The organism is Streptomyces sp. NPDC048637, from assembly GCF_040650675.1.
Classification (GTDB): domain Bacteria; phylum Actinomycetota; class Actinomycetes; order Streptomycetales; family Streptomycetaceae; genus Streptomyces.
On sequence record NZ_JBEZHQ010000002.1, the window covers coordinates 115117 to 130584 of the forward strand.

At 71.4% G+C, this 15468-nt stretch carries 12 protein-coding genes and 1 pseudogene; 7 read left to right on the plus strand and 6 right to left on the minus strand.

The genetic code is table 11. The features are described 5' to 3' along the window. The first annotated feature begins 205 nt into the window (after positions 1 to 205). A complete protein-coding gene (locus AB0C46_RS03325; protein ID WP_362825787.1) occupies positions 206 to 1885 on the plus strand; it encodes a GAF domain-containing protein in 1680 nt (559 codons plus the stop codon). Between the two features lie 112 nt (positions 1886 to 1997). On the opposite strand, the gene AB0C46_RS03330 is transcribed toward AB0C46_RS03325, so the two are convergent. Then, complete coding sequence (locus AB0C46_RS03330; RefSeq protein ID WP_362825317.1) at positions 1998 to 2927, minus strand: Cof-type HAD-IIB family hydrolase; 930 nt, start codon at positions 2925 to 2927, stop codon at positions 1998 to 2000. A gap of 156 nt (positions 2928 to 3083) precedes the next feature. On the opposite strand from AB0C46_RS03330, the gene AB0C46_RS03335 reads away from it, so the two are divergent. From AB0C46_RS03335 to AB0C46_RS03345, 3 genes are all read left to right on the plus strand, one after another. After that, entirely contained in the window at positions 3084 to 3983 is a 900-nt protein-coding gene (locus AB0C46_RS03335; RefSeq protein WP_362825318.1) for an LLM class flavin-dependent oxidoreductase, read from the plus strand. 292 nt (positions 3984 to 4275) lie between these two features. Beyond that, a complete protein-coding gene (htpX, locus tag AB0C46_RS03340; protein WP_362825319.1) occupies positions 4276 to 5175 on the plus strand; it encodes a zinc metalloprotease HtpX in 900 nt (299 codons plus the stop codon). A 65-nt stretch (positions 5176 to 5240) separates the two neighbouring features. After that, positions 5241 to 5804, plus strand: coding sequence for a hypothetical protein (locus AB0C46_RS03345; protein ID WP_362825320.1), 564 nt, complete (start codon positions 5241 to 5243; stop codon positions 5802 to 5804). A gap of 30 nt (positions 5805 to 5834) precedes the next feature. Here the strand turns inward: AB0C46_RS03345 and AB0C46_RS03350 are convergent, their stop codons facing one another. Both AB0C46_RS03350 and AB0C46_RS03355 read right to left on the minus strand, forming a co-directional pair. Next, on the minus strand, positions 5835 to 6377 hold the full coding sequence (locus tag AB0C46_RS03350; RefSeq protein ID WP_362825321.1) for an RNA 2'-phosphotransferase: 543 nt from the start codon (positions 6375 to 6377) through the stop codon (positions 5835 to 5837). Positions 6378 to 6473: 96 nt separating this feature from the next. Next, positions 6474 to 7082 (minus strand): PadR family transcriptional regulator, encoded by a 609-nt coding sequence (locus AB0C46_RS03355; RefSeq protein ID WP_362825323.1) that lies wholly within the window; start codon positions 7080 to 7082, stop codon positions 6474 to 6476. Positions 7083 to 7224: 142 nt separating this feature from the next. Here AB0C46_RS03355 and AB0C46_RS03360 point away from each other — a divergent pair, with 142 nt between their 5' ends. Both AB0C46_RS03360 and AB0C46_RS03365 read left to right on the plus strand, forming a co-directional pair. After that, entirely contained in the window at positions 7225 to 7815 is a 591-nt protein-coding gene (locus tag AB0C46_RS03360; RefSeq protein WP_362825324.1) for a hypothetical protein, read from the plus strand. Continuing rightward, positions 7812 to 9161 carry a carotenoid oxygenase family protein gene (locus AB0C46_RS03365; RefSeq protein WP_362825325.1) on the plus strand — a complete coding sequence of 450 codons (1350 nt, stop codon included), beginning with the start codon at positions 7812 to 7814 and terminating at the stop codon, positions 9159 to 9161. The genes AB0C46_RS03360 and AB0C46_RS03365 overlap by 4 nt, the downstream gene beginning before the upstream one ends. A gap of 927 nt (positions 9162 to 10088) precedes the next feature. Here AB0C46_RS03365 and AB0C46_RS03370 read toward each other — a convergent pair. The 3 genes and pseudogenes from AB0C46_RS03370 to AB0C46_RS03380 form a co-directional block, all read right to left on the minus strand. Continuing rightward, positions 10089 to 10790: pseudogene (locus AB0C46_RS03370) on the minus strand (MerR family transcriptional regulator); the annotation flags it as partial. 571 nt (positions 10791 to 11361) lie between these two features. Further along, a complete protein-coding gene (locus tag AB0C46_RS03375; protein ID WP_362825326.1) occupies positions 11362 to 13122 on the minus strand; it encodes an SDR family oxidoreductase in 1761 nt (586 codons plus the stop codon). Between the two features lie 194 nt (positions 13123 to 13316). Next, complete coding sequence (locus AB0C46_RS03380; RefSeq protein WP_362825788.1) at positions 13317 to 14183, minus strand: M24 family metallopeptidase; 867 nt, start codon at positions 14181 to 14183, stop codon at positions 13317 to 13319. A gap of 229 nt (positions 14184 to 14412) precedes the next feature. Here AB0C46_RS03380 and AB0C46_RS03385 point away from each other — a divergent pair, with 229 nt between their 5' ends. Next, positions 14413 to 15468 carry an ABC transporter ATP-binding protein gene (locus AB0C46_RS03385; protein WP_362825328.1) on the plus strand — a complete coding sequence of 352 codons (1056 nt, stop codon included), beginning with the start codon at positions 14413 to 14415 and terminating at the stop codon, positions 15466 to 15468.

Below are 15468 nucleotides of genomic sequence, written 5' to 3' on the forward strand. Positions count from 1 at the left end.
GGCGCGGGGCGTCGCCGCCGTACGCACCCCGCGGCGGCCCGGCCGGTGGCATACAGCGGGGCCGGCTGGTCACCGCTCCCGCAAACCTGGACTTTCCTCGGAAAACTGCCCTTATTAGGCTCATGGCATGGCAGCCACGGCAGGACCATCACCCTCAGACCCCAGGGACAACGGGAGCGGTGGCCCGGGCGCGGCCCCCGACCCCATGGACGCCGCCACCGAGGCGACCCGCAGTCTGCGGGGGCTGTCCTCCGAGCTGACCGCCCGGGTGCCGCAGCTGCTGGAAGCGATGCGCACGGTCGGCGCGGGGCTCGATCTGCACATCACCCTCGACCGGATCGTGGAGACCGCCGCCGAGCTCGCCGACGCCCGCTATGCGGCGATCGGGATCATCGACGAGGCCCGCGAGGGGCTGTCGGACTTCGTGACGTACGGCGTGACCGCGCAACAGCACGAGCGGATCGGCGCGCTGCCCGACGGCCACAAGGGACTGCTGGGCGCGCTCATCCACGATCCCAAGCCGCTGCGCCTCGACGACCTCACGAAGGACGCCCGCTCGGCCGGTTTCCCGCCGGGGCACCCGCCGATGCGGACGTTCCTCGGGGTGCCGATCCGCGTCCAGGGCGACATCTTCGGCAACCTCTATCTGACGGAGAAGCGCGAGGGCGGGGTGTTCAGCGAGGAGGACCTGCACATGGTGCGGGTGCTGGCCACCGAGGCCGGGATCGCGATCGGCAATGCCCGGCTGCATGCGGCGACCCGGCAGCGGGAGCGGTGGATCGACGGCTCCGTGGCGGTGACCACCGAACTCCTGGCCGGCAGCGATGTCGATGATGCGCTCGCGGTGGTCGCCGAGCAGGCCCGGAAGCTGGCGGACTCGGCGGCCGGCATCGTGCTGCTGCCCGATGGGGAGGGCGGTCTGGAGATCGTCGCGGTGTCGGCGGACGAACCCGCCGGGATCATGGGGACGCAGATTCCGCCCGACAGTCCGGTGGTCGAACAACTCCTCACCGGGGAGCCGGTGTTCGTGGACGACTCGGCCACCGATCCGCGTATGGTCACCGACATCGCGCAGCGCTTCGGGCCCAGCATGATGCTGCCGCTCAAGAGCGGCAGCCGGGTGCTGGGCACCCTCGCGACACCGCGGGCCCGGGGTGCCCGCCCGTTCACCGGTGCCGAGCGGACGCTGGCCACCCAGTTCGCGGCGCAGGCCGCGCTGGCGCTGGTGCTGGCCGACGCCCAGCGCGACCGCGAGCGGCTCGCCGTCTACGAGGACCGCGACCGGATCGCCCGTGACCTGCACGATCTCGTCATCCAACGGCTCTTCGCGACGGGCATGATGCTGGAGAGCGCCCAGCGCAGGACCATCGTGCCGGAGGTGGCCCAGGGCGTCGGCAAGGCCGTCGACGAGCTGGACGTGACCATCCAGGAGATCCGGACCGCGATCTTCGCCCTCCAACAGGGCCCGGCTGAGGCGCCGTCCGGGCTGCGGACCCGGGTCCTGCGCGAGATCGGCACCGCCGCCGTACCGCTCGGCTTCCAGCCGTCGGCCAGTTTCGTCGGCCCGGTCGACTCCCGGGTCGGCGAGCTGACCGGCAAGAACCTGATCGCCGCGCTGCGTGAGGCGCTGTCGAACGCCTTCCGGCACGCCCAGGCCTCCCGGATCGAGGTCGTCGTCGATGCCACGATCCGGCTCCCGGACGGCACCGACGGCGTCCGTCTGACCGTCGCCGACGACGGCATCGGCATTCCGGACGGCGGCCGCCGCAGCGGCCTGAAGAACCTCGCCAACCGGGCGGAGACGCTGGGCGGCTCCAGCACGTACGGCGTAGGGCTCGGCGAGGGCGGCACGGGCACGACGGTGCGGTGGGAGGCGCCGCTGTGAGGCGGCGGCACGGGGACCTGGGCCGACGGCGTCGCCGGCCGGGCGGGATGCTGCGGAGGCGGACCTACGGGACGCTGCGCAGGCGGGCCGACGGGACGCTGCGCAGGCGGACCTAGAGGTGGCCGTCCTGCAGGATCCGCTCGATGACGGCCGCGACGCCGTCGTCGTTGTTGGACGCGGTACGGCGCGTCGTGGCGGCCAGCACATCCGGGTGCGCGTTGGCCATGGCGTATGAGGTGCCGGCCCAGGACAGCATCGCTATGTCGTTCGGCATGTCCCCGAAGGCGACGACCTCTTCCGGCGCGATACCGCGCTCCGCACAGCAGCGGGCGAGGGTGCCGGCCTTGCTCACGCCGGGCCCGCTGATCTCCAGCAGGGCGGTGGGGCTGGACCGGGTGAAGGTCGCGAGATCGCCGGCGGCCGTACGGGCCAGGGTGAGGAAGGCGTCGGGGTCCAGCTCGGGGTGGTGCGCGAGCAGCTTGATCACGGGCTGGTCGGGGAAGGCGGGGCGATCCGGGCCGCCGGCCGGGCCGTCCGGCTCGGTCTCCTCCGGGCCCAGCGGCGGGATGAAGTCGTCGGCGAGCAGCTTCTCCGCCGGTGCGACGACCGCGGCCGGGTCGAGGAGAAGGGGCGGGTACTGCGGCTCGTAGTGGATGCCGCCGGTGCGCTCGACCGCGAACGAGGTGCCGGGCGCGGCGCTGCGCAGCGCGTCCACGACCCGGCGCGCGGCGGTCCGCTCCAGGGGGCTGACCTCGACGATCCGGCCGCCGCGGTGCAGATCGACGACGGCCGCGCCGTTGGCGCAGATCGCCAGGCCGTGACCGTGCACATGGTCGCTGACCACGCCCATCCAGCGGGCCGGGCGTCCGGTGACGAAGAACACCTCAAGGCCGGCCCGCTCCGCGGCGTCGAGCGCGGCGATCGTGCGGTCGGAGACCGTCTTGTCGTCGTGCAGCAGCGTGCCGTCGAGATCGGTGGCGATCAGCCGGGGCACAACGGCCGTTTCGGGCGCCCCGGACGGTGGGGCGGAGGCATCAGTCACGGGGTCATCTTCGCGTACCGCCGTGCACAGGCGTGCGGTGGGTTGCGCGCATGAGCCCGCGCGCCGCCGGGCCGATGGCGTATGGGCAGGCGGCGCAGCCGTCCGGGAGGCCGAGGCGCATCATCCGGACCCTTCGGACGGCCGTAGGCTCGGAGTATGCGACTGAGCACCGTGATACTCCCCGTCCGCCGCTGGTCCGAAGGCGGACGGGAGGTGTGGCAGCGCGCCGAGGAGCTGGGCTTCCACGCCGCGTACACCTATGACCACCTCTCGTGGCGGAGCTTCCGCGACCAGACCTGGTTCGGCGCCCTGCCGACGCTGACCGCCGCCGCGGCCGTGACCTCCCGGATGCGGCTGGGCACCCTCGTCACCTCGCCGAACTTCCGGCACCCGGTCACCCTCGCCAAGGAACTGATCTCGCTCGACGACATCAGCGACGGCCGGATCACCCTGGGCGTCGGCGCCGGCGGCAATGGCTTCGACGCCACCGCGCTGGGCCAGGAGCCCTGGGCGCCGCGGGAACGGGCCGACCACTTCGCCGAGTTCGTCTCGCTGCTGGACCGGCTGCTGAGCCAGGACGTCGTCTCCCACGAGGGCGAGCACTACTCCGCGCACGAGGTGCGCAACATTCCCGGATGTGTGCAGCGGCCGCGGCTGCCGTTCGCGGTGGCGGCCACCGGCCCGCGCGGGCTGACGCTGGCCGCCCGGTACGGCCAGGCCTGGGTGACGACCGGCGATCCCAAGGTGTCGAACGGGGGCGGCACACCGGCCGAGTCGCGTGAGGCGATCCGGGGGCAGCTCGAGCGGCTGGGGAAGGCCTGTGCCGACCAAGGCCGCGAGGTCGCCGACCTGCAGAAGATCATGCTGACCGGCTTCACCCCGGACCGTCCGCTGGACTCCGTGGACGCGTTCGTCGACTTCGCCGGTCACCACGCCGAGCTGGGCATCGACGAACTGGTCCTCCACTGGCCGATCGCCGATTCACTCTTCGCGACCGATGCCGCGGTCTTCGAGCGGATCGCCACGGAGGGGCTTGCACAACTGGCTGCCCGGTAGACGGGTCCCGGCCCGGCGCTCCATACGGGGCGGGTGCGCCTCGTTGTTCCCGTGCGCCTCGCTGCTCCCCCGTGCCCCACTGCTCCTGTGTGCCCGACTGCTCCCGTGTGCCCGACTGCTCCCGTGCGCCCGACGCACCCGGCCGTTCCCTGGCCTGGGCTTTACCCCGCATATAGCCCTGAAGAGGGAGAATCGGGACAGTGGCGCAGTGTGCGGCACGCGGCGCGCGATGCGAAAGCGGCGCGTGAGCGGTCCGGCGCACTGCGCGAAGTGCGGCGTTTGTGGAGGAGCCATGGCACAGACCCGATTCGCCCCGGACCGCGGGCTGACCTCGCGCATGGTCACGACGATGTTCTTCATCGGACTGCTGTACGTCGTGGTCGTCGGCGTGCTGGTGGTGCTGCTCAAGGGTGCCTGGGTGGTGGTGCTGGTGATCGCCGGTGCCCTGTTCGTCGCGCAGTTCTGGTTCAGCGACCGGATCGCGGCATTCAGCATGGGCGCGCGCGAGGTCACCCCGGAGCAGGCGCCCGAACTGCACGGCGCCGTCGACCGGCTGTGTGCGCTGGCCGATATGCCCAAGCCGCGGGTCGCGATCGCCGAGTCGGATGTGCCGAACGCGTTCGCCACCGGCCGCGGTCAGAAGAACTCGCTGGTGTGCGCCACCACGGGGCTGCTCCGGCGGCTGGAGCCGGCGGAGCTGGAGGGGGTGCTGGCCCACGAGCTCTCGCATGTCGCGCACCGCGATGTCGCCGTGATGACCATCGCCTCCTTCCTCGGCGTACTGGCCGGGATCATCACCCGGGCCGCGCTGTGGAGCGGTATCGGCCGCAGCAACCGGGACCAGAACACGGCCATCGCCGTGCTCATCGTGACCGCCGTGAGCGTGGTCGTCTACGCGATCAGCTTCCTCCTGACCCGGCTGCTGTCCCGTTACCGCGAGCTGTCCGCCGACCGGGCCGCCGCCTTGCTGACCGGCCGGCCGTCGGCACTGGCCGCCGCGCTGACCAAGGTCACCGGCCAGATCGCGAGGATCCCGACCGAAGATCTGCGCAAGGCCCAGCCGTTCAACGCCTTCTACTTCGCGCCCGCGTTCAACAAGGAGAGCTTCAGCAGGCTGCTGTCCTCGCACCCGACGCTGGAACAGCGGCTGGACCAGCTGGCCCGGATCGCGACAGAGCTGGGGCGGGCGTGAGGCACGGTGCACGCGGGGCCCGGCTTCTGACCGGCCGGCCGTGACGATCAAGGAGTAAGCAGCGCATGGGATTTCTGGACGCCATTCTCGGCCGCAGCAAGCCGGTCCGCCCCGACCTCGACCAGCTCTTCGCGCTGCCGTCCGCCGCGGTGACCCTTCAGGCCGCGGCCGGTTTTGTACCCACCGGACGGGGGTCGGTGTGCTTCGCGAGCGTCGAGGGCGGGGCGTTCTCACGTATCCAGGAGGAGGCACGGTCCCTGCTGGACGGCTCCGTGGAGTTCACCCAGGACGCCCACGGCTATACCTGGCTGCTCGTACGGCATCCGCCGGAGGATGTGGCGGGCCTGGTCAACGACCTGCACGCGGTCAACACGTCCCTGGAGGAGGCGGGCTTCGGCCCGCAGCTGCTGTGCTCGCTGGTCGGCTTCCGTGATGATCAGCAGCGGTCGCTGGCGCTGGTCTACCTCTACAAGCGGGGCACGTTCTATCCCTTCGCGCCGCAGCGGGACGGCGGCGAGAAGCGCGACAGCCCGGTCGAACTGCAGGTCCGGGCGACGCTCGGGGACGATCTGACGATTGAGAAGGACCTGGCGCGGTGGTTCCCGGTGTGGGGCGCGCCGGGGCTCTGAGCCGGGCCGGGCCCTACGGGTGTGGTGGTCTCAGCCCGGGAAACGCAGGAACTGGGCCGGTACACGGCCGGTGAGCCAGACTCCGTTGGCGCTGACCCGGAAGACATGCCCGGCGCGGTGCATGGCGCCCGCGTCGACCGTCAGGACGACGGGCTTGCCGCGTCGCGCGCCCACCCGGGTCGCGGTCTCGCGGTCGGGGGAGAGATGGACGGCATGCCGCGACATCGGCCGCAGCCCCTCCTCCCGGATGGCGGCCACACTGCGGGCCACCGTGCCGTGGAAGAGATGAGCGGGGGGCACGGCCGGCGGCAGATCGAGGTCGACCGGTACCGAATGGCCCTGGCTGGCGCGGATCCGGTCGCCGTCGATGGCGTAGCGCTGTTTGTCGTTGCCGGCGACCACGGCCGCCAACTCTGCCCGGGTGAAAGGGAATCCGTGCCGCGCAGCCGCTGTCATGAGCTCTGCCACGGGCACCCAGCCCTGGGCGTCGAGGGTGATCCCGATCCGCTCCGGTTCATGGCGCAGATGCTTCGCCAGATACTTCGAGATGCGCACGGAGCGCTGGTCGTTCATGTCTCAAGAGTGCCGCGCGGCGCGTGCGGCGGCATCTGAATTCCCGGCCGCCGGGTGGCTGTGGGAGCCCTGCGAGCCCCACGGTCACCCGGCGCGTCACTTCCCTTCGCCCGCCCGGCCTTCCTCGTGCGGCCCCTCGTCCGGCCCCTTGTGCTGCCCGCGCGCGAGCTCGCTCGCCTTCCGTGCCTTCGCGCTGGTCACCTCTTCGGCTGCCCAACGGGCCCATTCCTCCTGCATCGCCGAGATCCGCAGGCCGTACTCCAGCGCGATCCGCCCGTAGACCGAGATCATTTCCTCGTCCCACTCGGCGGTCTCTTCGAGGTGCTCCAGCGTGGTGCGGGCCCGCGCGGCGCGCTCGGCCTGATGCAGGAGGAACGTCTGCGCCTCAAGTGGTGTGACGATGCCGAGGAAGAAGACGCGCAGCAGGCCGTCATGGCGCTGGGGGCCGCTGGGCTCGACGTCGGTGAGCCAGTGGCGCAGCTCCGCCAGGCCGTCCTCGGTGATCGCGTATTCCTTGCGGCCGCGGGGGCCGTGGGCGGCGACCTCGAGCAGGCCGGCGGTCGTGAGTTTGGTGAGCTCGCCGTAGACCTGGCTCTGTGTGGCGGGCCAGACGCTGGCGAGCGACGCGTTGAACAGCTTCATCAGGTCGTAGCCGCTCGCAGGGGATTCGGCCAGCAGGCCCAGCACGGCATGTCTCAGGCTCATGACCGGCACTTTACCTTCCACTGTTGACATGTCAAAGGTGGAGCTTCTATGTTCGACATGTCGAGATTGGAATGTCGCGCCGCGGCGCAAGTGACCCGTCCAGGCGGTGAGTTGTGCGGGCCGCGAGCGAAGAGGGGGAATCATGAACTATCTGCGGGGCTTCATCCCGTGGCTGGTCTTTGCGGGGGTCTCCTCGGCCGGCTGGCAGTGGGGTGCGCTCGCCGGTCTGGTGGCAGCCGTCGCGCTGCTCATCGCCGACCGCGCCGCGGGGCTCTCGCTCGACCTGCGCCTGCTGGAGTACGGCACCATCATGTTCTTCGCGGCCCTCGGCGTGCTGGCCTTTGCCCGCCCCGACAGCGGTCTCAAGATGTACGGCAGCGCCCTGTCGATGGGGTGGCTGGCGCTCATCGCCTGGGTGTCGATCGCCGTGCGACGGCCCTTCACGATGGGGATCGCGCGGCGGATGGCTCCGCCGGAGGTCTGGCACACCCCGCTGTTCCGCCGCATCAACGTCATACTCACGGCCGCGTGGGCGCTGTCCTTCACCCTCGCCGCGCTCGCCCAGACAGCCGTCTCCGCCCATGGGGGGAACGTGGCCTTCTCGATCCTCATTCAGCTCGCCGGATTCGTCCTTCCCGCCCGCTTCACCACCGCCTATCCGGAGCGGGCCCGTGCCCGTTTCATGGAGAATTCCGGCGCGCGGGCCGACATCCAAGGAGGCCTGGCCTCATGACCGCCGCACCCCCGACATCCGCATCCGCATCCGACGCTCCCGCACCGCACATGGCCGGCAACTTCGCCCCGGTGAAGGAAGAGCTGACCGCCTACGACCTGCCGGTCACGGGCACGATCCCGCCCGAACTCAGCGGCTGGTTCCTGCGCAACGGCCCCAACCCGCGGGACGCCGCCACTCCCCACTGGTTCTTCGGCGACGGTATGGTCCACGGCCTGCGTCTGGAGGGCGGCCGGGCCGTCTCCTACCGCAACCGCTGGGTCCGCACCACCACCTTCACCGAGGGCGCGCGTGCGGTGGACGCGCAGGGCCGCCGCAATCTCGCGGCGGGCGTGGCCAACACCCATGTCGTCCGGCACGCCGGGCGCACCCTCGCCCTGGTCGAGTCGTCGTTCCCCTATGAAATCGACTGCCGCCCCGGTCATGAGCTGGAGACCATCGGCGTCCATGACTTCGGCGGCCGGCTCACCACGGCCATGACCGCCCACCCCAAGACCTGCCCCACCACCGGCGAGCTGCATTTCTTCGGATACGGGGGCCCCACTCCGCCCTATCTGACCTACCACCGTGCCGACGCCGCGGGGGAGTTGGTGATCAGCCGCCCCATCGATGTTCCGGGGCACACGATGATGCATGACTTCCATCTGACCGCCGGCCATGTCATCTTCATGGACCTTCCGGTCGTCTTCGACCGCAGCCGCCCCGGTATGCCGTATCACTGGAACCCGGAGTACGGCGCCCGGCTCGGCGTGCTGCGTCGCGATGACCCCTACGGCGACGTCCGCTGGCTGCCCATCGACCCCTGCTATGTCTTCCACGCCCTGAACGCCCATGACGAGGGCGACCAGCGGATCGTTCTCCATGTCTCCCGCTATGCCGATTACGGCGACAGGACCCCGGCCCACCTCTGGCGCTGGACGATCGATCTGGCGACGGGCACGGTCGCCGAGGAGCAACTCGACGACCAGTTCTGCGAGTTCCCCAGGGTGGATGACCGCCTTACCGGGCAGCCGGCCCGCTTTGGTCATGCCACCGTCGGCGAGCTTCCGGGCACCGGCCCGATACCCGGCGCCCTGCTCCGCTACGACCTGCGGACCGGCGAGGCCGTCCGGCACGACTTCGGTCCGGGGCGTACCCCGGGCGAGGCGGTCTTCGCCCCGGCGGACGACCGCCCGGGGGGTCCGGGCTGGCTGATCACCTACGTCCACGACGCATCCACCGACACCAGCGATCTCGTCGTACTCGACTCGGAGGACATATCGGCCGACCCGGTCGCCACGGTCCATCTCCCGCAGCGTGTGCCGTACGGATTCCACGGCAACTGGCTGCCGGATCCAACCCGTTGACGCAGTGGGAGGGCGCGGCAAGGGGGCCGCGCACCGCCTGATCCTTGGTAACTGAAGACTGTGTCGCACAAAGGCGGGGTGGGTTCTGCCGGGACGGTACGGGTCTCGTGGGGGGCCTGCGCCGCGACCGGGTCAGCGTCCGTCCCGGCGGTCTCGGCGGTCTCGGGCGCTGCCTCCGGTGGCCTGGTCCTCGGCTCGGCCTGCGGACTGTTCGGCGGTCTGGTCCTCGGCTCGGTCCTGGGCCCGGCCATCGGCCCGGTCCTCGGTTCGGCCTGTGGCTCGGTCCTGGGCCCCGCCATTGGCCTGTTCGGCGGTCTGGTCTCCGGCCCGGGCCGCGGCCTCGGGTTTGCCGTCGGGGCGGTGGGGGCGGTGGGGGCGGTCGGTGTCGTCGGGGGTGCCTGCGGAACCTGCGGAACCCGCCGACGCAATGCCGCCGCCGTTGCCGCCCGCCACCAGGGCGTCCATCGTGCGGGCCTGCACCTCCCGGTGTGCGGCGGCGGCGATAAAGGCAGCCGCGTGCTCCGCGCCGACCAGAGCCCGCACGGCATGCACGGCCTCGGCGGGGAGCAGCACCGTCTCCGGTACAGCCGCTGGGGCGGCCGCGGTACGGGGGTCCGCGACCGGCCCAGCGGCGGCCGGCGGAGCGGTCGGCAGTCCGGGGGCGGCCCGAGGCGCGGGGACGCTTCCGGTCCCCGCCTGGTCGGGCCCACGCGAGGCGCCGTCCACCGGGGGCACCACCGCACCGGCTTCAACACCGGCCTTACTACCGCCGTTTGCGCCGGCCTCGACACTGCCCTCTGCTCCGGTCCCGGCCTCTGCCCCGGCCCCCACCCGGACGGGCCCGCGCCCGGCGCTGTGCCCTGCCTCGGCCCCATCTCCGGCCGTCCCACCGGCCGGTCTCCGTGCCTCTGCCGGCAGGGCCTCGCTGAGGTGCTGGCGCAGGTAGCGGGTGGCCAGGGTGCGCATGGCGCGGGCGAGTTCGGCGTCGATGGTCTGCTGGGCCAGGGGCCGCAGCCGGCGTACGAGGGTGGCGGCCTCTGCGGCCTCGGCCTCGGTGGGCGGGTGGTCCAGGAACTGCTGGAAGACATGCTCGGTGGTGAAGTCCAGGAAGCGCGCGGCGATGTGCTCGACCTGGCCGCGCACCTCCCGCAGATGACCGGAGATCGCCGTCAGCGGGACACCGGCGGAGTGCAGTTCGGCGGCGACGGCGAGTTCCTGCGGGCTGGGGACGAGGAACTCGTCGTCCCGGCCAGGGATGCGTTCCAGGACGCCCAGTTCGACGGCCTCGGAGAGCGCTGTCTCATCGGGGCTGCCCCCGAAGGCGGCATTCAGGTCCGTACGGCTGATGCGGGACGCCTCCTCGTCGGTCCACGGCCCGTCGATCTCGGCGACCAGGCCCAGGACCCCGCCGAGGTCACGGCCCGCGTCCCAGGCCTCGAGGAGTTCCTTGATGCTGGCGAGGGTGTAGCCACGGTCGAGCAGATCGGCGATCTGGCGCAGCCGGGCCAGATGGGCGGTGCCGTAGACATTGGCCCGGCCGCGGCGTTCCGGGCGGGGAAGCAGTCCACGGTCCTGATAGGCGCGGATCGTGCGGACCGTGGCGCCGCTGAGGTGAGCCAGGTCCTCGATGCGGTACTCCGCGGTGCGGGACTCGGCCGTGTGGGACTTGGCGGTGTGGGACCCGGCCGTGTGGGACTTGGCGGTGTGGGACCCGGCCGTGTGGGACCCGGCCGTGTGGGACTCGACCGTTGGTGGCTGCTCGGTCACTGTGGTGCTCCTTACGAGATGGCCGCGCGCTACGAGACGGCCGTGTTGCCCACCGCACTCGCCGCGGCCTGTTCGGCCGGGGAGGACGCCAGGTGGGCGACGGTCGTGCGCAGCGACCCTTCCTGCGAGGGATGGTACGACCGCCCTCGACAGCGGGGATTCGCCGCACCCGGTGGCCGTACCCGGAGGCCGGGGCCTGGGGATGGCCGGGCCCCGGGTGACCGAGTCCAGGACCAGGACCAGGACCGGGAGGTCCCTTCTCCTCTCCGCCCTTCCCCGGCCGGACCCGGGGAAGGTCCAACCCCGGGGCGCCCGACGCCCCTTCGCCCACCCCGGGCCACGCCATAAGGCGGCGGAGACTCAGGATGGCGGCGGCGACGGAGGCGGCGAAAGGCGTCCGGACGGGTGCCCGCGTGCGGCGCCCACGCTCCCGCTACAGCCGCGGCTCGAAGCGGGCGAGGGCGCGTAGGGCGCGTGGGGCGAAGCGGGAGAGCAGATGGGCGCCGCGTGCTTCGGGGGTGACCGGTACCACCGCCTGGTTGCGGACCACGGCACGCAGGAGGGCGTCGGCGACCTTCTCCGGCGGGTAGTTGCGCAGCCCGTACATCCGCGCGGCCTTGGCCTGGCGGCGCTTCTCCTCGTCGGCCGAGACTCCGGTGAAGCGGGCGGTGGTGGTGATACCGGTGTTGACCAGCCCGGGGCAGATGGCCGAGACGCCGATGCCCTGACCTGCCAGTTCGGCGCGCAGACACTCGCTGAGCATCAGGACGGCTGCCTTGGAGGTGCTGTACGCGGGCAGCATCTTCGACGGCTGGAAGGCCGCGGCCGAGGCGATGTTGACGATATGGCCGTCCTGTCCGCGGTCCGCCATGCGCCTGCCGAAGACCCGGCAGCCATGGATAACACCCCACAGGTTGACGTCCAGGACCTTCTTCCAGTCCTCGGTGCCGGTCTGGAGAAAGGAGCCGGACAGGCCGATGCCGGCGTTGTTCACCAGCACATCGACGGTGCCGTACTCCGCATGGACCTTGTCGGCGAGCTTCTCCATCGCCGTCTCGTCCGAGACATCGACGACCTCCGCCCAGGCCTGTGGTGCACCGATCAGCCGGGACATATCGGCGGTCCGTGCCGCGCCCTCGGCGTCCCGGTCGACGGCGATGATCCGCGCGCCGGCCTCCGCGAAGGCGAACGCCGTCGCCCGGCCGATGCCGCCGGCCGCGCCGGTCACCAGTACCAGCTGCCCGCCGAACCGGTCGGCATAGGGGCCGGACGCCACGACCCGCCTCGCCGGGTCCCCCTCCTCCTTGGCGGTGATGAACTCGCCGATCCAGGAGACGAGTTGGTCGGGGCGGGTGCGTGGCACCCAGTGCTTGGCCGGGAGGGTGCGGCGTACCAGCTGGGGCGCCCACTGCTCCAGGTCGTCGTACAGCCGCGGCGAGAGGAAGGCGTCGCCGGTGGGGGTGATGAGCTGGACCGGACAGTGCGCATAGGCGTCGGCGCGCGGGCGGCGGAGCCGGGGGATCACATTGTCGCGGTAGAGCCAGGCGCCATGGGCGGCGTCGGTCGGCAGCGAAGCGGTCGGGTAGTCACCGCCCGGCACCTTCTCCACCCGCTGCAGGATCTTCGGCCAGCGCTTGCCGAGCGGTCCCTTCCACGCCAGCTCGGGCAGTACGGGGGTGTGCAGCAGGTAGATGTACCAGGACTTGGCGCTCTGGTTGAGGAGCTGGGCGGCGCGCCGGGGGGTGGGGCGCACCGTCCGCTTCTTGATCCAGTGGCCGAAGTGGTCCAGGGACGGGCCCGACATGGAGGTGAAAGAGGCGATCCGGCCCTCCGTGCGCGGCACCGTGGCGAACTCCCAGCCCTGCACGGAGCCCCAGTCATGGCCGACCAGATGAACCGGGCGGTCGGGGCTGACGGCGTCGGCGACGGCCAGGAAGTCGTCCGTCAGCTTCTCCAGGGTGAAGCCGCCCCGCAGTGGCTGTGGGGCGGTGGACCGGCCGCAGCCCCGGACGTCGTAGAGCACCACATGGAACCGGCCGGCCAGACCGCGGGCGACCTCGGACCACACCTCCTTGCTGTCCGGATAGCCGTGCACCAGCAGCACCGTGGGCTGCACCGGGTCGCCCAGCTCGGCGACGCACAGCTCGATGCCACCGGTACGCACCCAGCGCTCCCGCGCACCGGCGAGCCCCACACCGCTGCCGGCCCCGCCCCCGGCCCCGGCCTCAGCCCCGCCCCCGACGCCGGACCCGCTCTGGACGCCGGCCCCGGACCCGGGCCGCTGGACCTTCCCCCGCCCCGAGCCCCGCCCGCTTCCCCTTCCCTGTCCGCTACCCGTTCCCCGTCCCCGTCCATTTCCACGTCCATTTCCACGTCCACGTCCCATGTTCATGCGGCCTTCTCCTCCTGCCAGCGCCGCACATGCGGCAGATCGTCGTCCAGCCAAAAGGCGCTTTCCTGTGGGTCCTTGGAGTCCGTGACGACGAGGATCTCCTCGAACTTCGCGCCCGTTCCCCGGAATCCGAGGTGGGGTTCGACCGCCCACAGTCCTGGCTGCGGCGGGTGGTCGGAGAAGCTGTGCGGGCTCCACAGCGGGGACCAGCCGTCACGGTGCCCGTGCAGTGCGTCGGAGGCCAGGCCCCTGAGGGACTGGGTGCCGAACCCGAAGAGAGTGGGGGACCAGCGGCGCTGCCGGACCCGGTTGATCTTGTGCGCGATGACGCCGAAGGGGTAGGCACGGTGGCGGTTGGCGTAGCCCTGCCGCACCATCAGCCGGTCGACGTCGTCGTAGATCGTCCGCAGCGGGCGTCGCTCGCGCACCTCGCGCAGGATCAGCTCCCGGTGCGCTTCGAGGTCGGCGAGCAGCCGGTCGTGCACGGGGTTGAGACCCAAGCAGCCGGAGTAGCCGATGTCGGCCGTGTAGCCGTTGTGGACGGGGGCCATGTCGAGGATGAAGGCCATCCCCGGCTCCAGCTCACGATGGGTGGGGAAGAACTGCAGCGGCACCCGGAAGTTGACGAAGGCGGTGCGGTCGCCGAACCAGGCGAACGGCAGGTGGAACCAGTCCCGCACCCCGCGCTCGCGCAGCCACTCGCGCTGCATCCGCGCCGCCGCGCGCTCGGTCACCCCGGGCTTGAGCTGGGCGGCCACGGCTTCCGCGCAGGCATAGGCGAGCCGCTGGACTTCTCTGAACCCCCTTAGCCCGGCGCTGAGTTCTCCCGCTCCTGGTGAGCTCGCTGAGGTGACTGAGGCCATCGCCAACCGTCCGTCCGTGAGCAGTTTCATCGCGGTACGTGCCCGTAACTTGACACTGATGAATGTGACAATGGCCAGCGGCTGCGTCAAGGGGTCCGCAAATCTGCACGAGAGATCCGCATCCATGCACCGGCAACCCTTACGCCGGGGCAGCTCACAGCAGGAGACCCCTACGGGCACGTAATACCGCAGGGGGAGACGCATCCCATCGTTTGGGTTGACGACCGGTGTGGCGGACACCACTACGGTCGATGACGTGACTGTGATCGTGACCGAAAGCCTGAGCAAGCGGTTCCCGCGGGTGACCGCCTTGGACCGGCTCTCCGTTGACATCGCCCCCGGCGTAACGGGCCTGGTGGGTGCCAATGGTGCCGGAAAGTCCACCCTGATCAAGATCCTTCTCGGGCTGGCCCCGGCGACCGAGGGGACCGCGCATGTCCTCGGCCTGGACGTGACCAAGGACGGCGGCACCATCCGTGAGCGGGTCGGCTACATGCCCGAGCACGACTGCCTGCCGCCGGACGTCTCCGCCACCGAGTTCGTGGTGCACATGGCCCGGATCTCCGGGCTGCCGCCGACCGCCGCCCGCGAGCGCACCGCGGACACCCTGCGCCATGTCGGCCTCTACGAGGAGCGCTACCGCCCCATCGGCGGCTACTCGACGGGTATGAAGCAGCGGGTGAAGCTGGCCCAGGCGCTGGTCCACGACCCACAGCTGGTGTTCCTCGACGAGCCCACCAACGGCCTCGACCCGGCCGGGCGGGACGAGATGCTCGGCCTGATCCGGCGGGTTCACAGTGACTTCGGGATCTCCGTCCTGGTGACCTCCCACCTTCTCGGTGAGCTGGAGCGCACCTGTGACCATGTCGTCGTCATCGATGGCGGCAAACTGCTGCGGTCCTCCTCGACCGATGAGTTCACGCAGGTCACGGCCTCGCTGGCGGTCGAGGTCACGGACACCGACGCCCATCCGGACGGCACCGGGGCGCTGCGTGCGGCGCTGGCCGCGGCCGGAGCCGCGGTGACCACCCGCGCGGCTGGTTCCGAGGGCCTCCCCGCCTCCGGCCGCCTTCTGTATGTCGAGGCGGCCGGTGAGGAGACGTACGACCTGGTGCGGGACACCGTCGCCGGACTCGGGCTCGGCCTGGTCCGGATGGAACAGCGCCGTCACCAGATCGCCGAGGTCTTCCGCGACGCGGATGCGGCGCAGGCCGCCCCCGCCACCGCAGGCGCCCCGAGCGCCCCGTATGCCACCCAGGACGGAGGCGCCCACGATGTCGCCTGA